The organism is Ketobacter sp. GenoA1, assembly GCF_003671475.1.
Taxonomy (GTDB): domain Bacteria; phylum Pseudomonadota; class Gammaproteobacteria; order Pseudomonadales; family Ketobacteraceae; genus Ketobacter.
In genome coordinates, this window is record NZ_RCHM01000014.1 from 1 (window position 1) to 21,681 (window position 21,681).

Genomic DNA, 21,681 nt, shown 5'->3' on the forward strand with positions numbered 1-21,681 from the left:
TTGAATATTTTTATCTCCCTGCGCGAATATATTTGTACTTAACACCACTAAACCAATCATCATCCAATTTCTTAGAATATTCATAATCGTTGTCTCCTTATATGTATGAAATATGACCTTGCATAACGCCTTGCACACCGGCCCAGTGGAGCAGAGCCAGCATGTGGTAAGTTTGCGCAGCAAACCACATGATGGCGGCGCGTAACTGGGTCCGCGTGCTGCAATTTGTTAAAACTAGCGCCACTTAAAGCACCCGACAACCCATTTGTGAAGCGCAAGCGGAACCAGATCTATAAACTGAGACAATTAGAACACCGCAATTGCCCCAACCAAAATACCTGCTATACCACGAAGAACGAACGGTATAAACGTGGCAACCTTAAAGATAGCCCATACCCAGTAAGCTGTGACTTTACCTGGCATGGCAACCCCACCACCCAAGCGCTAACTCGATTTTTCCGACCGGTAGAGCTGGGGCGAACTGAACCAACCAGCCCGCGTTTCATTTTATATTGCCACCACCAAAGATCGATCAGGCGAAGCAACTTCTAAATTTAGTTATCAAAACCAACCGCGATTTTAACGCCAAAATCACTGGCGCAGTGTAGCGGAGCAGTTTTTATGGTAAACGAGCGAAGCGACACCATAAAAATTGCGGAGCGTAACTGTGTCCACGTGCATTTTTTTGTTATGCATATGTGGCACTATCATAGTTGATGATAGGTACTTTTTAGCATGATTTTGCAAATGCGACACATATAAAAAAAGTATAGGCTATAAAGGCTAACATCAGTATGGATTCAAAAAACCAAAGCAAGCTATCACCAGAATGTTTGGTTTTCCACGCTTTTATAAACTTGTCACCCAGCTTCAATCTGCAATTTTTTAACCTTTCCCTTCTAGCTTCTATCGAACCATCTAGTCTCTGTAGCAGCCCACAACCAGCTAACCAAATCAAAAACCCTGCGATAACGAAGATAACGTTATTATTACCGCTCCCAAATTCAAAACTGTGCTCTATAGTTGCCAAAGCACCAAATAATACTAGTGACTGGTTTAAAATATACCATTGAGTCTGCTTAAAGTTAGCAATATCAGACACTGACACAGTATATAGTAGCCTGATGTTATCAAAATCATCAGAAGTCATATCATTTGATGTATCCACGTCGAAATATTCCTTTGTCTAAACCCCAAATCTAAACGGACTGCAATAAGGCCGATATTGCATAACGCTGAGGTAACCGGCCCAGCTGCGTTGTGCCAACATGTGGTAAAAAGCGAAGCGACCACATGTTGGTGCGGCGTAGCTGGGTCCGCGTTGACCGGATAGTTAAAACGGTGCCGGTACCAACCTACCAACAACCTCGTTGTGGCGCGAGCGCGCCACCCTAAATTCAACGAACATGACGATTAGAATACCGTAATTGCCACCGCCAATTCACCCTACTACAACCTCGAAGAACGAGCAGTTTGATGGTCGACCTTCAACAGCCCGCCAGACCTATTAAGAACTACGCAATTTATGTCTCAGCGCCACTTGGATAATACGATTGCAACACTCGTTGCTGGTAGAGTTCAACGAACGTGATCACTATCAGCCACTCAAATATTTGATACCACTACCCAAACTTATAGCGCTCCGGCGAAGCCGAATATCACTTAAAACGAATCAAACTACAGGGCACCATTTAACGCCTGCATCACAGGAGACAACGGAGCAGAGCCAATTGTGGTAAAGTGCGCGTAGCGCACCACAATTGGTGGCGCGTAGTTGGCTTCCTGTGCATGCCTTTGTTAACTGTGCTATGGCCATTTTGGAGGTGGATTCCCCGCCAATGCGCTATTTATTGTTGATTCATATTCTTTATTTAGAACTTTTCCAGAGGAAGCATTTACTACTTCAATTGCTTCATCTCTTCTATCCAAATTCACAAGTACCGCCACCAACGAACCTATACCATATGTATAGCTCTGCTCAGAGTATTCAAGCATTCCGGCACCCATTTCAGGGTCGTTAAGGTATTTCAAATGTGTATCATACAGCTTGTTAATTTGCTTCAAACGCTTCTGGACATCAATATATTTACCGATAATCACGTATTCATGTGCATCAATTAATGCAGGAAAAGCCAGATTAAAAACTTTTGATGCCTTATCTGGGGCATTCCTATCAAGCCATTCGAATAACTTAATGGTATCTTGTGTGGAATCTATATACTCATTAATAGAAGAAAAATCGTGAAATGCATCCCTTACATTTCCGGAGCCTTCCTCAATTTCGGTTTTTGCCAGATTAGCTTTGGTCACAAGAGCAAGTTTTGCTGGAGGATACTTGTCCCCGAGAAGCGCCCACTCGTCCAAATTGTAGGATAGACGAACCCCAAAATATGCCTCATCAATTTCTAGTGCATGATCAAGAAACCAAATATGCTTATCTAAAGCTAGTCCGTATTCCCCATTGTTTCGGTCTTCAACAGCTTGCCTCAATACATCTCCAGGATCTATACCTTTAGGTGGTATCCACTCCGCACTTGCCATCATAGAAATCCAAAACGCAGGTAATATTAAAATACGCATATATTGCTGACTTCAGTTAACGCTGAGGTAACCGGCCCAGCTGCGTTGTGCCAACATGTGGTAAAAAGCGAAGCGACCACATGTTGGTGCGGCGTAGCTGGGTCCGCGTTGACCGGATAGTTAAAACTGTGCCGGTACCAACCTACCAACAACCACGTTGTGGCGCGAGCGCGCCACCCTAAACTCAACGAACATGACAATTAGAATACCGTAATTGCCACCACCAATACACCCTACTACAACCACGAAGAACGTACGGTTTGAGGGTCGACCTTCAACAGCCTGCTAAACCTATTTAAATCCACGCAATTTATGTTTCAGCGCCACTTGGATAATACGATTGCAACACTCATTGCTGGTAGAGTTCAACGAACGTGATCACTATCAGCCACTCAAATATTTGATACCACTACCCAAACTTATAGCGCTCCGGCGAAGCCGAATATCACTTAAAAAGAATCAAACTACATGGCACCATTTAACGCTGAGGTAACCGGCCCAGCTGCGTTGTGCCAACATGTGGTAGAAGCGTAGCGACCACATGTTGGTGCGGCGTAGATGGGTCCGCGTTGACCGGATAGTTAAAACGGTGCCGGTACCAACCTACCAACAACCTCGTTGTGGCGCGAGCGCGCCACCCTAAGCTCAACGAACATGACAATTAGAATACCGTAATTGCCACCACCAATACACCCTACTACAACCACGAAGAACGTACGGTTTGAGGGTCGACCTTCAACAGCCCGCCAGACCTATTAAGAACCACGCAATTTATGTCTCAGCGGTACTTGGAAAATACGACTGCAACACTCATTGCTGGTAGAGTTCAACGAACGTGACCACTATCAGCCACTCAAATATTTGATACCACTACCCAAACTTATAGCGCTCCGGCGAAGCCGAATACCTCTTAAAACGAATCAAACTACAGGGCACCATTTAACATTTACATCTACGTACCAAAAACGTATATCCCCAAATCAACCGTCTTGAGTACGATATCAACCTATCCACATCCGTACATTTATCTTCCTAACTATCTGATAAACAATGATATAGCACTTATTTAAATTCACCTAATCACCCGAGATATACGTCTCTACGACTTATATCCCCTCATCTCATTCCTGTCGGTAAGGTAATGTTTTTTAAATAATTATCAGTAATTTTACACAAGCCTCACCAGATCACCGTCCCAACCACAGATGAACACAAGGCCGATAATTAGGGGCTAACGATTCCGGGGATATGGCGGTAAGGTCGTGATGCGGTGGTCCACTAACGGGCCACCCACGGTGAAGTGGTACAAACTTTGGAGAGTATGATCAGATACTCCGAGCAATTCATGCACGGGGTCATCAAAGTAACAGCCGATTCCGGTGCCACGCAGGCCGGCGGCCTCCGCCTCCACGTACAACACCTGCCCCATTACCCCCGCCTCCCAGAACAACCTGCGGTAATGCCAGGAACCTTGTATCAGCGCGGCATCAAATTCAGCCAACATCGCCACACTAAAACAACTGTCACCGGCAATGGACTGCTGGCAACTTAATTTCGAGATGGTGCGTTCTGCTTTGGCCAGAAACAAACAGTATAGCGGCAGGCTTGGAGGGGCCACTTCTGCCTGTTGCCACAGAAATTCCCGGCGCAGTGACTGGCGCATCATGCCCTCCCCTTTTTTACTTCGTGGCATTGCATACAGCCCAGGTGCAAGCCCTTCCACCCGATGAACAAACAGGATCAGGTGCAACTGGGGCAACCACGGTGCAGCGCTCCAGGGTGCCATGGAGGCGCGAACCTGCAATTGATCCAAACAACGCACAAAAGCAGGTAGCGGCATTTCAGTTTTACCATCAAACGCCTGAGCTGAGCGGCGCCGACGAAACAGCTTGCCGGCCGAGCCCGGATGATTCGTTGGAACGGCAACACCCGGAGTGGTGTGGTCGCAGCTTTCCTCGTTCATCACCATAGGTTCGGAATCCGGCTTTTCACAGGCCGAACTCACGTCGTCGATCAGTTTCCATTGGTATAGGTGACGTTGATCCAATACATTAGCCTGCCCAAACCAAGTGCCTCGTTGCGATCGTAGCAATAAGCGCTCTACATCCAGGCAAGGGTTGCTGCACTGGTCTGTCACCATCGACATGAGCAGGTCAGGGTGCTCATGTTCAGCATCACCATAATCCGCATCCCGTTCGAGCCCCAGCAAATGGCCCAGACTGCAATCGCCCATGTGCAATTGAGGTTTTGCGCTCCACCCTAACGCGGCGGCACTGTAACTGACTGCAGCCATCGCATGGCCCACGTCGTGCTGGCAGTAACGATAGGCACGCTCACCATACTTCCAGGCCTCACGCCAATGTACGGAGCTAAACGCCACATGTAGGGCTGCATCGCGTGGAGCACTGTCGCCGCCCTCCTCCAAAAAGGCGCAACGCAGTTCCAGGGCATGTTCATCGGCACGATAATGGTAAACACCATCAGCCAGCCCTGCTACGCTCTCCGCGATCACATAGGTTTCAGTGGGATGAAGATTACCGCTGGAGGGATTCACCCGCAGCGACCAGCGGGCGGCACCATATTGTTTCCAGGCTGAGAGTGCCAACGCGTTTTCCAGCAAGATGGAAACACTGGTGAGCGCTAACGAATGAACGGGTATTGGATCACTTGATGATAGGTTCGAAAACGGCACCGATAACTGATCAGCCACCAACGGAAGGGCAATGCATTCAGCGCCGTCAAAACGCCGGAATGGGTCCGGTTGCGCATCCCAATCCAGGGTATCAGGGCCCCTGGCATAGCCATCCAATCGATGCTTGGTCCGATCATGGTACTGAACAACAAGATCCCGGTTGGAAGAATCCGTCATACTTTAACGTGGGGTACCGGTGGCGTGGTACTCAGCTCATGCTCGAGACAGGTTACAGGTGGGCCCAATTCCCCGCTGGGTAGCTGAAAGCTCACCAGGAACAACTCTTCGTTAGGGTTTTCTTCCAGATGGCCGGTGTTGATCAACATACCCATGGTGCCAACTTCGGCAAACACCTCGTTGTCGTCGGCATGAGGAACAGATCCGTCGTTTACGATACGAACGGCAGCGTAGATTGCGTCGCCATTGTGGACGTGTCTCAGGCTCATGGTTGGATTTCCTCTACGGTTGTCGCAAAGCCAACAAAACTGACACGGCACCAGGCCAATAGTAAAAGGGTAATCATGCTATGGCTCCTTGTAATTCCCCGTTTGTCAGGGTGTTAAGGAAAACAGGGCAGCGGTGTCTCTGTTTTCCTTATGGAGTCAATGCAATTGGTTTGCCAGAGGATTATTTTTTGGCAACGAAGCGCTCACGAAATTCCTTAACCACAATCGGCCAAAACTCTCGGATGTTTTCCCACTTGTGTTCCATCTCCTGCAGGTGCTCATCCAGATGTTCGATACTTTCGTGCTGCTCTTCTTCCACCGCCCGGTTCAGCTGCTGCTTCATACTGGCAAGGGCAGCTTCCATCTCTTCAATTTTGCGTTCCAGCTCTTGGCGCTTTACGTTCATGGCTTGGTTCCCCACTGACTGGATCACGCGGCAATCAGATTGCTGATGCCGATCATCACAAAAGGAATGACAAAGAACATCCCTGCGATGTAGCCCAAGGCCACCAGTTTGTTGCGCACGGCAACATCAGCGATTTTTTCGGCGCCCTTGATGGGCAGCTCACGCAGGAACGGTATGCTGTAAATAACCAGCACTCCTAATACATTATAGAGCAAATGCACCAACGCGATTTGAAGCGCAAAAACCGCGCTGGGGCCCACAATGGCGGTGGCTGCCAACAATGCGGTGATACAGGTACCGATATTGGCGCCCAGGGTGAAGGGGTAAACCTGGCGCAGGGAGAAGACCCCACTGCCCGCCAGTGGAACCACCAGGCTGGTGGTGGTTGAGCTGGACTGCACCAATACAGTCACCACCGTACCGGAGGTAATTCCACTGATGGGGCCACGGCCCACGGCAGAGTGGAGAATATCCTTGGCCTTGCCCACCATCAGGGACTTCAGCAGCTTCCCAATGAAGGTAATCACCACAAAAATGGTCAACACACCCAACAGGATCATCACCCCACCGGTGAGCATGTCCGGCAGGCCGCTCATGGTCGACTCGATGAGTTTGACCGGCGGTTTTACCACGGGCTTAATGAAATTCATCCCCTTCATGGACATGGATTCCGCCCCAATCAGATGCGTCGAGAGCCAGCCACCCGCCTTCTCCAGAAAGCCGAACATGATCTCGAGGGGTAAAAAAATCAATACACACATGATGTTAAAGAAGTCGTGGATGGTGGCCGCCGAAAATGCACGCCGGAATTCATCGCCCCGGCGCACATGGCCCAAGCTGACAATGGTGTTGGTAATGGTGGTGCCGATGTTGGCTCCCATGATCATGGGAATCGCAATCCCCACCGGCAACCCGCCTGCCACCAGGCCCACGATAATGGAGGTAACCGTACTGGAAGACTGAATCAGAGCAGTGGCAACCGTACCCACCACCAAACCGGCAACCGGATTACTGGCAAAAGCAAACAGCTCCTTGGCGTGCTCACCGGCGGCCAGCTTGAAACCACCACCAATCAGGGAAACAGAAACCAGAAGAAGGTATACCAAGCCGGCGATCTTCAGCCATTTCAACCAGCTGGGGCCATGTGCCAGCTCAGCTGCGTGGCTATCTGAAACATGGGTGGGTGTCGCGGTCAAGACCGTTTCCTTAGACATGTTCTGCTGCTCGTTTTAGTGGTGGATCACAAAATGCGTGTAACCTACCACCAAACCGCGCTTATTACACTATGGTTTCAGCTCAAATTTTGGAAGGTTTTGTACAGAAAACGAACAGGGTGCAACTGCAGATACCGGCCGCCTACCCTATCTGCCTGTCGGGCTTGGTATTTTTCTAATCAGCGCCCACGACCCGGAAGTCTTGATCCTAGTCAGTGTGTGAGGTGCTTTGCTCCAGCAGCCGTTCCTGGACCGCTTCCCTCACCTCAGGATCAGCATCCTCCGCCATCGCTTCCAGACAGGATAACGGTGCATTCAGCACAGCCGCCAGACGCACTGTCCAATCCTCGTCATCCAGCAGGACTTTCACCGATTCCCCGCTCATGCGGGAGGCCACAATCCGGCGCACCTCGGGCTCCGGATCCATCGCCATCAACCCCAGGCTTTCTTCCGGCAGCCGCTTGGCCACCAGCTTGCGTACCTGACGGTCGGCATCACGCATAAACCGAAACAAGCGGCCTACCGGCAAGCGCTGTACCACGTAGGCCCGCACCAGGTAGTCGGCGTCGGACGCCATGCGCTCCAGCTGCTCGATGGGTAAACGGTCTGCCACCGTAATTCGCACTTCGCGGTCTTCATCATCGATCAGGGCCACCAACTGTTCCCGGGGTAGACGATAGGCCACGGCGCGGCGCACCGCCTCATCCGGATCGTTCATCAGTTGGGTCAACTTCTCCACCGGCAGGTAACGTGCGGCAATGGCCCGCCGTTCCCAAAACTTATCCTGGGTATATAAAGGTGCCAACTCCGGGTTGATGCGAAAGAAACGATCGATCTGGCGCCCACTGTCCACCACGACACAGCTGTCACCGGGGCTGCAACGCCCGGACAGCAACAGCGTGCGCCGATACTGACACATACGGCAATCGGCTATGGGGGTCAGGTCATCATCGCAACGGGAATCCATTATCACGTCCACATCCTGTTCAGGCGGCTTCTTCCGCCACCACTTCAGCAAAGACAATACCTGATGCCACATCGGCATCCGCTGTCAGCGTGGAACAGTGAGCGCGGGAATCCACCAGGTAAACGTTATAACCTTCCGTCTCGGCATAGGCTTTAGAATAAATAACGTCATCGTCCATGCAGTAGGTGAAATGACAATCCGGGAACTGACCGCGCAACTCAGTTAAGGTCTGTTCACTCAATCCCTTTTGATCCACATAATCCAAAATGGCTTGTAATGAATGTCGGTTAATCATGATGCTGCCTCCTGATTGAATCGAACCCGCTGTTCCGGCTTTTCACCCATCACCTTGGCCAACCAGGGCGGTGGGGACACTTTTAGCACTGTCTGCAACTCTGCGATGTATTCATCGGCGGGAGCAGCGGCCTTCAATTTGATAGGATGCAACCCCTCACGGATCACTTTCGCCGCCGCCGGGCCCCCAATGGAGGTGGTACACAGTACATGACAGTCGTTGATCAACTCGGCGCGGTGTTTGTTCTTGTCCGCTTCCGGGTCGATCTCGGGTATGGTGCGAATTTCTATCAAGCGGATCTCATCGGCGGCCACCTGATAAATCAGGAATCGCTCACAGGAGCCGAAGTGGCCATCGATCTTATCGCCGTTGTCTGAGCTACAGGCCACCCGAATGGAACCCGGCATATCTCCCGGCTGGTAGGCACTGACTTCAGGCAGCGGTTCCGCTTCGAGCTTGATGCCACGGCCTTTTAAAAAAGAAAGTGCACGTTTCAAATCGTGCTCATCCACAATATCCAATACACCATTGCCGGCCTGCTTCAACCGGTTAAGGCGCAATTTTGACAGTTTGCTGGTGGTAATAGGTTGACCTACAGCAGATATCACTATAGAAACAAATGATTTTGCGTCAACATCCGGCAACGCGCGCGCTGCCAGACCGATGCGCAATGCCACATCGTCATTAACAGCCTGGGACACCATATTAGCCTGCCTCGCCACGCTTGGCGCGGACGGTGATGGGTAAGGAAGGGGCCGCAGTCAGTGGTTCCACATAGTAACTGGAACCATCCGCCAGGGTAATCTCACCGCCCCAACGGTCTTCCGCTTCATGCTCTATGGAAACAATATCCTCTTCCAGGTCCCGCTTGGCGACATAAAGCGTCATCTTGCCCGCTTCATCTTTACGAATCATTACGTTTGGCATAACACCACCTCACTGTTGCGGTAAATCGCGACAAGTCGCGTTAAAAAGTTCCGCAGCGGGCGGGAATTCCCGCTGCGGAATAAAGGACGATCTACAAACAACCTCTGGGAGAAGTTACTACTTAACGAACCAGGTCGTAGTTGTAGTCTGTTGTCTGCATGCCGCGGGTGGCTTCGTCCAAGCGCTCCAGCTCTGCATTCACCAGGGTGGTGAGGATTTGCATGGCTCCCTCATAACCCATAGTGGTTTGACGATGCAGGTGATGTCGATCGAAGATCGGGAACCCGATCCGGATCAGCGGCACTTCATGCTCTTTGCCTTTGTACAAGGTGTCACGCTGAATGAACTTACCGTAGGAATTCCCGATCATGAAATCAGGCTTGTCGGTAAACACCAGCGAACGCATGTGCCACAAGTCTTTACCAATGTGCACTTCACTGTTGGCACCATAGGGTGACTCAGACAGGATTTTCTCCATTTCCTTTTTCCAACGCTTGTTGGCGTTGTTACAAAGAATATGAATAGGCTCACAGCCCAGCTCCAGCAGGAATTTGACCATGCCTTCAACAAAGTCCGGGTCGCCCCACAGGGCATAACGCTTACCGTGCAACCAGGCGTGGGAGTCGGTCATCATATCAACCAGACGGCCACGCTCTTTGGCCAGGGATTCTGGAATTTCCTTGCCGGTAATTTCGCTGACTTTCATCAGGAACTCATCGGTCCAGTCCAGGCCCATTGGTATAAGGTTTTTGGGTACTTCGTGCTTCCAGGTATTGGTGACAAACTTTTTGGTTTTCTGCAAATGCCAAGGTTGCAACAGGAATGTGTTGTGCGCATTCGGTGCATCCTTGATTTCCGCCTGCGTGGTACCGCCGGCGTACATGCGGAACTCACCATCCGCTGGAGTATCAAGCACTTCTTCGGGATCGGACAACATGGTGAAATCCACGTCCATATCCTTCAGCATACGCTTGATAACACGGAAGTTACCCAAATAGGTTTCGAAGCCGGGTACGATGTTGATCTTACCGTTGCTACCGACTTCTTTGTCTTCCATATAGTTCAAAGTAAAGTAACGAATCATGCCTTCGAACATGTTATCCCAACCGGTTACGTGACTACCCACAAAGCTGGGGGTATGGGCAAACGGTACTGGGTACTCATCAGGAACATGACCTTCCTTCTTGGAGTTGTTGATGAAAGCGTTCAGGTCATCGCCGATTACTTCAGCCATACAGGTGGTCGATACCGCAATCATGTCAGGCTTGTAAGTTGCCTTACAGTTTTCCAGCCCGTCCATCATGTTTTTCTGTCCACCGAATACAGCAGCGTCTTCTGTCATGGAGTCGGATACACAGGCAATCGGCTCCTTGAAGTGACGGTTGAAGTAGGTTCGGAAGTACGCCACACAACCCTGACTACCGTGCACATATGGCATGGTCTTCTCAAAACCCAGGGCACAGAGTACTGCACCCAGAGGCTGGCAAGCCTTGGCTGGGTTCACTGTCAGCGCTTCGCGCTGAAAGTTCAGGTCCTGGTATTCTTTGGTGGTGGTCCACAGGAACGTTTCATCGATTTTTTCCTGTGAGTGTACTTCTTCGAAGTTTTCACGCTTGTTCTTCAGTGACTCTTTATAATCCTCGTCACGAAACAAGGGATAACTCGGCTTGATGTTGTCAACTTCCTGACTCATGATCTTTGCCTCCTCCCGCGCCACTAATCTGTGGTCCGGCGGGTAACTGGGTATGGTTTATGGAATTAAGCAGACGCGGCAACAGCTTCGTCAGCAGCAGCTTCTGTCTTTTTCCAGGGTGCTTGCAGTTTTTTCCAGCAAGGGTTATTCAGGGTCATGTCCATGTCACGGGCAAAGATGGCGAAACCATCAAAGCCATGATAAGGGCCTGAATAATCCCATGAGTGCATCTGACGGAACGGCACACCCATTTTCTGGAAAATATACTTTTCCTTGATACCGGAACCGATCAGGTCAGGCTTGACGGCTTTCACAAATTCCTCAAACTCATAACCGGTGACATCGTCATACAACAAGGTGGCATCACCCATTTCCTTGATCGTACGATCGTAGTCATCGTTGTGACCGAATTCATAACCAGTACCAACCACTTCCATACCCAGGTCTTCATAGGCTCCGATCACGTGACGTGGGCGCAGACCACCGACGTACAACATGACACGCTTGCCTTCAAGACGAGGACGGAATTTCGCAATGACGGCATCCCACTCAGGACGGTAGCGTTCAATCACTTCTTCACACTTCTGCTGGATGGATTCATCGAAGTGCGAGGCGATCTTACGCAGGGATTCAACGGTCTTGGTGGGGCCGAAGAAGTTATACTCGATCCAGGGAATCTTGTACTTCTCTTCCATGTGACGGGAGATGTAGTTCATGGAACGATAGCAGTGAACCAGGTTCAGCTTCACTTTGGGTGTCAATTCCATTTCAGCAATGGTGCCGTCGCCGGACCACTGGGCAACCACACGCAGACCCATTTCTTCCAGCAAAATACGAGAGGACCAGGCATCACCACCGATATTGTAGTCACCAATGATGGCAACATCATAAGGAGTGGTTTCGAAGCTGTCGTCTTCGTCACGGGCGCTCAGCACCCAATCACGTACCGCATCGTTGGCAATGTGGTGACCCAGAGACTGGGAAACGCCACGAAAGCCTTCACAACGAACCGGGACAACGGTTTTGCCATGCTCAGCGGTTTTCTTCTTGGCAACCGCTTCAATGTCATCACCGATCAAACCAATAGGACATTCTGATTGGATGGTCACACCCTTGTTCAGGGGGAACAGGGTTTCGATTTCATCAATCAATTTGGCCAGTTTTTTGTCACCACCGAAAACAATGTCCTTTTCCTGGAAATCCGAGGTAAAGTTCATGGTAACGAAGGCATTCACACCGGTGGTACCGATGTAGTAGTTACGGCGTCCAGCACGGCTGTATTGTCCGCAACCAACAGGGCCGTGTGAGATATGAATCATATCTTTAACGGGGCCCCACACCACACCTTTAGAACCAGCGTAGGCGCATCCACGAATGGTCATCACACCAGGCAAGGATTTCTTGTTGGAGGTGATGCACTTTTTGGACTGTTCTACTTCATGGTCATTGGGCGTAAGGTGCTTGGTACGATCTTTCTTCGCCTTCTCCGGATAAACTTCCAGTACTTCTTGAATCAAGGATTCAACTTCATCGCGTGACATGACAGACATGGTCAGTCTCCTCTCTATTTAGGTTGACGGGTCGCGAATACAGGTGGCGCGACTGCTGTATCTGCGCCACCGTATTCGATAGGGCTAATCTGCCCTATCCCGAACAAACCCTGAGCGCACCCAGGCGGAACTGCTTAGGCTTCGTCAGCCGCAGTTTTACCTACGATGCTCAGGTCTTCTTCATCCATGATGCCGAATTCCATCAGCAACTCTTCCAGCTCATCCATGGTGCAAGGCTCTGGAATGACCAGCTTTTCGTTGTTGATGATTTTGTTGGCAAGAGCACGATACTCATCGGCCTGACCGGCGTTAGGGTCATACTCGATGACGGTCATACGGCGAATCTCAGCACGCTGTACAACATTGTCTCGTGGGATGAAGTGGATCATCTGAGTGCCGAGCTTGGCAGCCAGAGCTTCGATCAGCTCGTCTTCACGATCTGTGTTACGTGAGTTACAGATCAGGCCAGCCAGACGAACACCGCCGGAATTGGCGTATTTCACGATACCCTTGGAAATGTTATTGGCGGCATACATCGCCATCATTTCGCCGGATACCACAATGTAGATTTCCTGCGCTTTGTTTTCACGGATCGGCATAGCAAAGCCACCGCATACAACATCGCCCAGTACATCGTAGAATACGAAGTCCAGGTCATCTTCATATGCACCTTCCTCTTCCAGGAAGTTGATAGCAGTGATTACACCGCGACCGGCACATCCAACACCTGGCTCCGGGCCACCGGATTCAACACAGCGGATGTCGCCGTAACCGGCTTTTAATACATCTTCCAGTTCCAGATCTTCCACGGTGCCGGCTTCAGCAGCCATTTCCATGATGGTGTTCTGTGCTTTGGAGTGAAGAATCAGACGAGTGGAGTCTGCTTTAGGATCACAGCCCACGATCATTACTTTCTTACCCGCTTCTGCCAGGGCAGCAACCAGGTTCTGAGTAGTCGTTGACTTACCGATGCCGCCTTTTCCGTAAATTGCACATTGACGCATTGCCATAATCGTTCTCCTCTAGGTTTTTCCAGGCGCTAGGTGGCCTTAAGAAACTTTGTGCGGCAGACAACGTTGCAATGAGTGAAAGGTGTGGATGCCTGCACACGCCTAACCAAGTGCAGGCACTGTGCCAGCTGCGCACCACCTTGATAACTTATTGTTTTATATTGCTTTATTGATTAAGCAGGTAACGCGCTGTCGGCGTTTTGTAGGCTACACAAACAGGAATGGTGTCGTAATAACAACAAATTATGCGCGGCAATTTGAACAAATTGATGTGCGTCAATCGCAGGGGCAGCGCAGCGGTTTTTTTTGTCGCAAATGCGCCAAAGACATCCGCCGGAAGCCCCCCGCTCTGACATTGTTACGACAGGCACAATCGATTCTTTCATAAAATCATGCAGTTAACGCTGGCGTGGTTCTTGCCACTGGTTCTTCCCTATAGAAGAAGGTGTTTCCACTAAAGCAGCTTCTATGTTTCCTATAACGAGCGAGGCAATATCATGGCAGATACACAACTACTAGCGGATCTAATCAGCGGTATTCAAACAGGTAACGTGGTTCCTTACATTGGCCCAGGCGTATTACAGGGCGTGGTGAATGCAGAAAACGGCGAGGCAATTCCCGCAGACAGCGACAGCCTGATTTTGGCCATGAACGATGGCAAACCCATGGCGCCCAGGCTTATGTATGAGTTTCCTCGCGCTGCCATGAACCTGGAACAAAAGCGTGGCCGCAAGTTTATCGAGAAATTTCTCACCAGAACCTATGCTGAAACCCAATGGACGCAATCCGGCTTTCACCGCTGGTTGACAGAACTTAAACCCAACTATGTAGTGGACATCAACCGTGACACCCAACTGCAGCAATGTTATAGCCAACGCCCGCATATTCTGATCGTCGGCCTGGCCCGCATGGCCGGTACCGACTTTCGCTTCAAAATATACCAGCATAATGGTGCTGAATACTCTGAGGTTCAACAGCAAGAAGTGGACACCTCACTGCCGATTCTGTTCAAACCCATGGGTACACCCTGGCCGGAAGCCAACTATGTGGCATCGGATGCTGATTATGTTGACTACATTACTGAACTGATGGGGGGCTTCGCCATTCCATCGTTCCTGAAGGAATACCGCAAAGAAAAGCAGTATCTGTTCATGGGTTTGCGCATGCAGAGAGACACCGAGCGCATGGTGTTGAGCGATATCATCTATGCAGCGGGTGAACCCAGCGGCTGGGTGATGCTGCCCGATGCCAACGAAAAGGAAAAACGTTTCTGCGCCAAGAAAAACCTGCAGATCATTGACGCGGATTGGACCGCTTTACTGGCTCTGGACAAGTCGGCCCTCACCAGTGTCGCCTGATACTGGTTTGGGGGATACCTGAGCCGGTATCCCCCAATCTTAACGACACAGTAACCCAGCACTAATTCCACATCAGGCTATTGCATACTTGGCCGCGCACTCCGTGCAGGCACTTACCTGGTGATACACTTTTTTACCTTCCTGCCATGCGCTGTCAAAGCTGGCAATGGACCCCAGATAACGCAGGCTGTCCGCTCGGGGCAGCACTTTGCAGCTCGAAAAATGCACCAGGTGATCTCCGGTTTCTCGTTCGTTTTTTTCAATGTAGAACTCTGCCATGATGTGATCCTCTCTCTATCTCAAAGTCGTAACGTCGGATTTTCGTAGTGGTGACCCATTACAAAAAACGTGAAGCAATCACGACGAAAGCCATAGGCTGTGTGGTATCTGCCACAGGATTTCGAACAAACTACACCGTTTTCTGTAATTACATTGATATAGAGCAAGATCTGAACCAGATTTTTTTGTTGATCCTGCGGTGTGAATTTTGCAGCAAGACTGTCATTGATTACGTCTTACTGAGAAAGGAAACAGCAATGGCCATTCAGATCGCGGTGGCATCAAAACACGGCGTAGCGGTGGATGAACACTTCGGCCACGCCAAACTGTTTTTCATTTATGCTCTGCACGAAACCGGTGTACAGCTGGTGGAACAGCGTCATGTGGATCACTATTGTCTTGGTGGACATGGCGACAGATCTGCCCTGCAGAAAATACTGGACACAATAGGCGACTGTGAGGCTGTCTTTGTGGCGAAAGTGGGCGACGGCCCGGCGGATAAATTAAGGGCCAGGGGCGTGGAACCCGTCACTGACTACCCTTGGGAAGAGATTGTGCCGGCCATCACCGATTGGGCCGCCACCCGTACGGCCGGAATGTCGTAAACCCACCCTGAAGCAACTGGCTGTCGTAAAGCACACAAAGGAGTCAGCCCCGTGGGCGCAACACTTTCGGATAATCAATCACTTAGCACGTTTCAAGATCCTGTTTCAGAACCCTGCTGTTGGCCCGCTTTCTGCTATTGCTCCCTTGCACCTTGAATAACAACCTGTAAGAGAGATAAGCACTATGTCTGTTGAAGCAATCGCTGGATTTTCTGCCAAGGCGAAATCCGAACCCGAGCTGGCTGAGAAGCTGAAAGCCTGTGTAAAAATGAAAGAAATGTTCGCACTGGCGCGGGACAATGGTTTTGAGTTTGATGAAGATTCACTGTACCCCCCCAACGAACCTCAGTTTACCGAGGATCAACTGTCTGAGCGGCTGGCAAAGGCCCTGTTACGAGCCTGAACCACAGTCAAAAAAAAGGGCATGATCACATGCCCTTTTTGCTAACTGGCGATCTGTTCTTCATCACGATGGTATCGAATTCGATCTTCAGGATCAGCGCCCAGAATTTTGGCCAGCCAGGGCGGTGGAGAACCGGCCATGACCGTCTGCAATTTGGCCAGCACTTCCAAGGCTTCTCCCCCATCGATCTGCTTAATGGGATAAATGCCGGCCCGCACCACCTTGGCCGCGGCCGGCCCCCCCACGGACACCACGTATAGTACGTGGCAATCACGAATAAGATCCGTTCGGTAACCATTGCGATCATCAGAAAAATCGGCTTCCAGGGCGGAGCGAATACCAATCAGGCGGATCTGCTCTGCATTCATCTCATACACCAGAAAACGGATACAGGATCCAAAATGACCGTTGAGCGATTCACCACTGTTAGAAGCCACCGCCACCCGAATGGCATTATCAAGGGGCGTTTCACAGGGTACAACCTCAGGCAGGTTATCGTCACTCAGCTCGCCCCAAAGAATACGCACGGCTTCCTTCAGCGCAGGTAAACCCACACTGATGTCTTCTCCGTCCTCCTCACCATCGGCGCTGCCGAATCCGGTTTTCAGATCCGTTACGGTCACCGTGGTCAGGGATTCCTCATTCAGCTCACCGGGTATGCGGCGGTGCAACACGTCCAGCAGCTGCCGCAGATCAATCCCGGGCAAAACCCTGGATGCCAGAGCAATCCGCAGTGCCGCCTCCCGGCTTAGATTCGGTACATCACTCATGAGCTACTCCCCTCTCTGTCAGAGCCTCACATTTCAATTTGCGTCAGACCTGCCTGCTGAAACGACTTCCATTCCTCAGGAGTGTGCGCCTTTACCGTCAATGCATGCAGTTCGCCCGTTTGCAATTCGGTGGAAAACGCTGCAAGTACTTTCTGCTGGCGTTTCACCACCGGCAGGCCGGCAAATTCCGGGCTCAGCACCACAACTGAAAAGCTGCAATCCTCTCCTTCCACACTGACTTCTGCACCAGGCAGGGCACCTTCAATTCGTTGGACTACCTGTTCCGTCTGCATCTACACCGCCTCGGCTTCTTCCAGCATGGGCATCAACGAACCATCACCCACCATGGCAACAATAATATCGCTACCACCAATCAGCTCTCCTTTAACAAACAGCTGGGGAAAAGTGGGCCAGTTGGATACCCGTGGCAATCGTTCCCGAATAAAGGGGGATTGCAATACGTTCACAAATGCAAAAGGCTTACCGGTTTGCTTGAGGGCGGCCACGGCTGCACCGGAATAGCCACACTCCGGCGCGTCCGGCGTTCCTTTCATGTACAGAATCACCGGATTCTGCGCCAATTGATCGCGAATGATCGCTTCGGTGCTGGATGGGTTGTCAGTGGACATATGAGTCTCCTGTTACGTATCGTGTTTAGTAGTGCTGTACCTGACCGAGGCTGGGTTCTGCTCCCCAGTTGCGCAGCAATTTCAGCGTCTCGCGGTCGGCACACACATCCAACGCGCTGAAATCATCAAGCGTTACCAGATCTTTCTTTGCCCCCAACTCCATCAGCAATTGCACAATGCCGGTTTTCCCGTGGGAGGCGGCGTACATCAATGCCGTGGCACCATTATCATTCTGATTATTGATGTCGACACCATGCCGGGCCAATAAACGAATCAGATTCATATTGCCTGCCACACAGGCCGACCACAGCACATTGTTGCCATCTTTATTCAGCGGATGAATCGAGGCCCCTTTTTCCAGTAGCTCTTCACACACCTCAAGATTGGATTCGAGTGCCGCAACCATCAATGCAGTATGGTGGTTCTCACCTTTGGCATCCAGGTTGTCCGGGTCAAAGCTATGGAGTTCGAGCCAGCCGCACAACATATTGCTCAATGGTTTGGTGGGTGGTGTGATCACTTGAAACCAGGCCTCCCATCCGCCATCAAGGCTGTACACCTGTTCAAATCCGAAATCACCAAACAGTTGCGCCATATCCTGACTGGAATTGCCGTGGTAGCAATAAATAAGAATTGGCACATGCTTCGCGGTGTGTTTCAGCAATGAGCGAAGATTACTGTCGCTCAAATGCAATGCCTTTGGATGATGTCCCGCCATATAGGAGCGGAAGTCACGCATGTCGAGGATCAGTGTGTGGGAGCCCAGTATCAGCTCTTCCGCTTCTTCAACCGATATACAGCGATAGGCTTTCATGTTCATTACTCCTATGTTCAGTCTTCCGGGCCAAAACAATCGTCATACGCTGCGCATTGGTCGCAACTGGGCGCACGGCACACATACCCCCCCTGCTGTTCGCACAACTGTTTGTAGAAAAACTTTTTCCACTTCATGTCGGCGGCATTGCGCCATGCCAGATCCGGAAAATACACCTGCATCAACTCACTGAGTTCAGTACGTGTGCCTAATCCAAGATCCCGCCATAAGTGGTCTCCCCCAAGGCAGGCTGCCGCCACGATAGCGGCCAGATGCAATTCAAAGCTGTCTTTGCCGGCCCGTGCGGACAGTAACAGATCCCGTATCTCCACCCACTCATCCTGACGCAGGGTTAACAGGTCCTGACGCAGTCGCCCCTTGTCAACGGCAACACTGTTCGCAGGCAGTGTTACATCCAGGATCGCATTCAACGTGGGGCATTCAGCAAAATGCTGTGTCACTACCCAGACAAATTCCACCGGCATCAGCCCCAGACAAAACGGCAAACATCCCCGCCCCTGGCGCTGGCTGCTGATCAAACGGGAAAGTAATCGGGCATGCTGCATCTGATCTCTGACTGCCAGTGGATTATCGGTGACAGAATGATGTTCTGAGCCGTTGGTGTCAGCCTCTGCTCCAAGGCGAATCCGGGTCCAACCCTGCTTGGTTAGCTTTGCCCGTGCATTCATGCTTCACAACCTCCAGCTTTACCCCGTTCCAACTGCGTCTGACGGGGGCAGGTCTCTATATCGTCCGGCACCGAAATCGTATCGGCGGCCTGTCCATTCAACAACGGAAGCCAGGTATCCAGATCAAAGCCTGCCCGACGCAGGCTGCCACAACCAATCAACGGCCGCCGAATCAGTAGAGGATCCTTTACCATTTCCGCCAGTGCCTGCTCTTCTGTTAGCAGAAACGGCTTGATCTGCTCCTGCTTGATACGCGGGGCACTGGGGTTAAACCACTGGGGCAATGGCAAACCCTCGAAATAGCAACGTAGCGTTTCTACCTGCCATGGCTGCGTCAACAGGTTATGTACATTCAATTCAAACCCGGCGGCCGTCAATAACGCCTTTTGTTTACGGTTATTGATGCAACCGGGCTTTTCATAGAATTCCAGTACCGGCACTGACATAGCAGCTTACCGAGCCTGTATCTCGCGCATGGCCTCTTCCAGCTTTTCCGGCGGGATGCCCGTCAATGAGCCCGCCGGATTCATGGATTCACCAGCCGCATCCAGTATGGCGCCCTCGATGGGGCAGATGCTCGCGCACTGTGGGTGCTTGTAATCGTCTTCGCACTCTGTGCACTTTTTCGGGTTGATTTTGAAGTGCGGCGAGCTTGAATAAATTGCATTACTGGGGCACACGTCGTAGCAGGCCCAGCAGTTTACACAGGATTCAACAATACTCAGTGCCATGACCAAATTCCTCTCTACTGATTTGGTGATCGCTCACACCACAACACCTGCCATGGTATGAGCTGACCGGGTTTATCCCGCATTTACCTGTTGTGCCGCTTCTTCCGGTGCTGCTTCGTCCAGTTTTCCGGCGGCAATCATTTCCTTGTACACTGCCAATACGGCTTCCTCGATCGGTTCCATGGCATGTTCGCCATTGGGTTCGATACCGGCTTCTTCCAGTAGCGACCAGGGTTCGTAACCGATCTTTGAACACAGCACCGATTCACAGCCTTTCAGCGCTCGAATACTACCACTCAACGCCGATTCCTTTTCGCCGCAGGTATCACCACCAATACAGTACTGATCGACTTTGCGGTGGCCGATGAAGCGCACTCCGGTAGGCGACGCCTCGTACACCAGAAACTCAGTCGCGTGCCCGAAATGCTGGTTCACCAATCCGCCACCACTGGTGGCAACCGCCATCAATGCCGGCCGGTAGTGCGCTGCAATCTGATCTTTGGGTTCGGGAATGCTGACAGCCGCCAGACGTTCACGTTTGGCACGTTTCTCATCCAACTCTTCGATGATGCCTTCGTGCACCACCTTTCGTGTCTTCATGGCAGCGTTGTAGTCGATGTTCATTTCGGCGATTTTATCCAGGGTGAACTCCTCACCCCGATCTTCGCCCAACAGGCCCACCGCATCCGCCCGGCATTGGCGGCAATGACGCATCATGTTCATATCACCGGCACAGGCATCCTGCAAATCCTGCAGTTCCTCCGGTTCCGGACCACGCTGCCCCATCACACCATAGAACGTACCGTGCTCGGCTTCCGCAATAAGCGGCATAACGTTGTGCAGGAATGCGCCCTTCTGTTTAACGATACGGCTTACCTCTTTCAGGTGTTCATCGTTTACACCTGGAATCATCACCGAGTTCACCTTCACCAAGATGCCGCGTTCCACCAACATCTCCAGGCCTTTCTGCTGTTGATCGATGAGTATTTTGGCTGCTTTCCTGCCGCGGATTCGCTTGTTGTTCCAATAGATCCAGGGATAGATTTTTTCACCCACCGCCGGATCAACACAGTTGATGGTGATGGTTACATGGTCGATGTTATGCTTCGCCAACTCGTCAACCGATTCCGGCAATGACAGTCCATTGGTGGACACACACAATTTGATGTCCGGTGCCTGTTCCGACAACATACGGAAGGTATCGAAAGTTCGCTCCGGATTGGCCAACGGATCACCCGGCCCGGCAATGCCCAGCACGGTCATCTGCGGAATGGTGGCCGCCACAGCTTTGGTTTTCATGACAGCCTCTTCCGGCGTCAGCAGCTCAGACACCACACCCGGGCGGGATTCATTTGAACAATCGTACTTGCGATTGCAGTAGTGGCATTGAATATTACAGGCTGGTGCGACCGCCACATGCATCCGTGCGAAGTAATGATGCGCCTCCTCGGAGTAACACGGGTGGTTCTGTACTTTTTCACGGATCTCATCCGTCAAATGGCTCATCTGATCATTGTCGCTGCCACATGACCCAGAGACGCAGCTACTGGCTTCACTATTATTCGCTTCTTGATCTAGCACTGTCAGTTCCATCACGAGAACTCCTCTAGCTGTTTCACCCAA

Annotated in this window: 25 protein-coding genes; 3 read left to right on the forward strand and 22 right to left on the reverse strand. The window is 51.1% G+C overall.

All coding sequences use genetic code 11. The features are described from left to right. Positions 1-730: 730 nt before the first annotated feature. The 13 genes from D9N13_RS05025 to nifH form a co-directional block, all read right to left on the reverse strand. The gene (locus D9N13_RS05025) at positions 731-1,168 is read right to left on the reverse strand and encodes a hypothetical protein (protein WP_290586765.1); all 438 of its coding nucleotides are present in this window, start codon (positions 1,166-1,168) and stop codon (positions 731-733) included. Positions 1,169-1,806: 638 nt separating this feature from the next. After that, entirely contained in the window at positions 1,807-2,580 is a 774-nt protein-coding gene (locus D9N13_RS05030; protein WP_290586767.1) for a hypothetical protein, read from the reverse strand. 1,231 nt (positions 2,581-3,811) lie between these two features. Beyond that, complete coding sequence (locus D9N13_RS05035) at positions 3,812-5,449, reverse strand: SagB/ThcOx family dehydrogenase (RefSeq protein WP_290586770.1); 1,638 nt, start codon at positions 5,447-5,449, stop codon at positions 3,812-3,814. Continuing rightward, the gene (locus D9N13_RS05040; protein WP_290586773.1) at positions 5,446-5,718 is read right to left on the reverse strand and encodes a nitrogen fixation protein NifZ; all 273 of its coding nucleotides are present in this window, start codon (positions 5,716-5,718) and stop codon (positions 5,446-5,448) included. Before D9N13_RS05040 ends, D9N13_RS05035 begins: the two co-directional genes overlap by 4 nt. Positions 5,719-5,899: 181 nt before the next feature. Beyond that, a complete protein-coding gene (locus D9N13_RS05045) occupies positions 5,900-6,124 on the reverse strand; it encodes a hypothetical protein (protein WP_290586776.1) in 225 nt (74 codons plus the stop codon). A gap of 23 nt (positions 6,125-6,147) precedes the next feature. Continuing rightward, positions 6,148-7,338: a Na/Pi symporter gene (locus tag D9N13_RS05050; RefSeq protein WP_290586779.1), complete on the reverse strand. Its 1,191-nt coding sequence runs from the start codon at positions 7,336-7,338 to the stop codon at positions 6,148-6,150. A gap of 208 nt (positions 7,339-7,546) precedes the next feature. Continuing rightward, positions 7,547-8,356: a 4Fe4S-binding leucine-rich repeat protein gene (locus tag D9N13_RS05055; RefSeq protein ID WP_290586782.1), complete on the reverse strand. Its 810-nt coding sequence runs from the start codon at positions 8,354-8,356 to the stop codon at positions 7,547-7,549. Beyond that, positions 8,325-8,600: a DUF6129 family protein gene (locus tag D9N13_RS05060; RefSeq protein ID WP_290586785.1), complete on the reverse strand. Its 276-nt coding sequence runs from the start codon at positions 8,598-8,600 to the stop codon at positions 8,325-8,327. The genes D9N13_RS05055 and D9N13_RS05060 overlap by 32 nt, the downstream gene beginning before the upstream one ends. After that, a complete protein-coding gene (locus D9N13_RS05065; RefSeq protein ID WP_290586788.1) occupies positions 8,597-9,304 on the reverse strand; it encodes a dinitrogenase iron-molybdenum cofactor biosynthesis protein in 708 nt (235 codons plus the stop codon). The genes D9N13_RS05060 and D9N13_RS05065 overlap by 4 nt, the downstream gene beginning before the upstream one ends. Position 9,305: 1 nt before the next feature. Next, positions 9,306-9,527, reverse strand: a complete 222-nt coding sequence (nifT, locus tag D9N13_RS05070; RefSeq protein WP_290586791.1) for a putative nitrogen fixation protein NifT — start codon at positions 9,525-9,527, stop codon at positions 9,306-9,308. A gap of 121 nt (positions 9,528-9,648) precedes the next feature. After that, a complete protein-coding gene (gene nifK / locus D9N13_RS05075; protein ID WP_290586794.1) occupies positions 9,649-11,220 on the reverse strand; it encodes a nitrogenase molybdenum-iron protein subunit beta in 1,572 nt (523 codons plus the stop codon). 65 nt (positions 11,221-11,285) lie between these two features. After that, complete coding sequence (gene nifD, locus D9N13_RS05080) at positions 11,286-12,770, reverse strand: nitrogenase molybdenum-iron protein alpha chain (protein WP_290586797.1); 1,485 nt, start codon at positions 12,768-12,770, stop codon at positions 11,286-11,288. 134 nt (positions 12,771-12,904) lie between these two features. Next, complete coding sequence (nifH, locus tag D9N13_RS05085) at positions 12,905-13,780, reverse strand: nitrogenase iron protein (RefSeq protein WP_290586800.1); 876 nt, start codon at positions 13,778-13,780, stop codon at positions 12,905-12,907. A gap of 497 nt (positions 13,781-14,277) precedes the next feature. On the opposite strand from nifH, the gene D9N13_RS05090 reads away from it, so the two are divergent. Beyond that, positions 14,278-15,138, forward strand: coding sequence for an SIR2 family protein (locus tag D9N13_RS05090; RefSeq protein ID WP_290586803.1), 861 nt, complete (start codon positions 14,278-14,280; stop codon positions 15,136-15,138). A gap of 72 nt (positions 15,139-15,210) precedes the next feature. Here the strand turns inward: D9N13_RS05090 and D9N13_RS05095 are convergent, their stop codons facing one another. After that, a complete protein-coding gene (locus D9N13_RS05095) occupies positions 15,211-15,417 on the reverse strand; it encodes a hypothetical protein (protein WP_290586806.1) in 207 nt (68 codons plus the stop codon). Positions 15,418-15,674: 257 nt separating this feature from the next. Here D9N13_RS05095 and D9N13_RS05100 point away from each other — a divergent pair, with 257 nt between their 5' ends. Together D9N13_RS05100 and D9N13_RS05105 are read left to right on the forward strand one after the other, a co-directional pair. Beyond that, on the forward strand, positions 15,675-16,022 hold the full coding sequence (locus D9N13_RS05100; RefSeq protein WP_290586809.1) for a NifB/NifX family molybdenum-iron cluster-binding protein: 348 nt from the start codon (positions 15,675-15,677) through the stop codon (positions 16,020-16,022). Between the two features lie 184 nt (positions 16,023-16,206). Further along, positions 16,207-16,425, forward strand: a complete 219-nt coding sequence (locus tag D9N13_RS05105) for a Nif11-like leader peptide family natural product precursor (protein ID WP_290586811.1) — start codon at positions 16,207-16,209, stop codon at positions 16,423-16,425. A 41-nt stretch (positions 16,426-16,466) separates the two neighbouring features. Here D9N13_RS05105 and D9N13_RS05110 read toward each other — a convergent pair whose 3' ends face one another. The 8 genes from D9N13_RS05110 to nifB all read right to left on the reverse strand — a co-directional run bounded on the left by D9N13_RS05110 (position 16,467) and on the right by nifB (position 21,651). Continuing rightward, entirely contained in the window at positions 16,467-17,195 is a 729-nt protein-coding gene (locus tag D9N13_RS05110) for a dinitrogenase iron-molybdenum cofactor N-terminal domain-containing protein (protein WP_290586814.1), read from the reverse strand. 26 nt (positions 17,196-17,221) lie between these two features. Next, entirely contained in the window at positions 17,222-17,488 is a 267-nt protein-coding gene (locus D9N13_RS05115) for a BolA family protein (protein ID WP_290586817.1), read from the reverse strand. After that, positions 17,489-17,824, reverse strand: coding sequence for a Grx4 family monothiol glutaredoxin (grxD, locus tag D9N13_RS05120; protein WP_290586820.1), 336 nt, complete (start codon positions 17,822-17,824; stop codon positions 17,489-17,491). Positions 17,825-17,849: 25 nt separating this feature from the next. Next, a complete protein-coding gene (locus D9N13_RS05125; protein ID WP_290586823.1) occupies positions 17,850-18,638 on the reverse strand; it encodes an ankyrin repeat domain-containing protein in 789 nt (262 codons plus the stop codon). A 17-nt stretch (positions 18,639-18,655) separates the two neighbouring features. Continuing rightward, positions 18,656-19,204, reverse strand: coding sequence for a nitrogen fixation protein NifQ (locus tag D9N13_RS05130; protein WP_411268135.1), 549 nt, complete (start codon positions 19,202-19,204; stop codon positions 18,656-18,658). 119 nt (positions 19,205-19,323) lie between these two features. After that, the gene (locus D9N13_RS05135; RefSeq protein ID WP_290586829.1) at positions 19,324-19,773 is read right to left on the reverse strand and encodes an ArsC/Spx/MgsR family protein; all 450 of its coding nucleotides are present in this window, start codon (positions 19,771-19,773) and stop codon (positions 19,324-19,326) included. Between the two features lie 6 nt (positions 19,774-19,779). Continuing rightward, positions 19,780-20,058: a 4Fe-4S binding protein gene (locus D9N13_RS05140; protein ID WP_290586832.1), complete on the reverse strand. Its 279-nt coding sequence runs from the start codon at positions 20,056-20,058 to the stop codon at positions 19,780-19,782. Between the two features lie 72 nt (positions 20,059-20,130). After that, positions 20,131-21,651, reverse strand: coding sequence for a nitrogenase cofactor biosynthesis protein NifB (gene nifB, locus D9N13_RS05145; protein WP_290586835.1), 1,521 nt, complete (start codon positions 21,649-21,651; stop codon positions 20,131-20,133). Between the last annotated feature and the right edge of the window lie 30 nt (positions 21,652-21,681).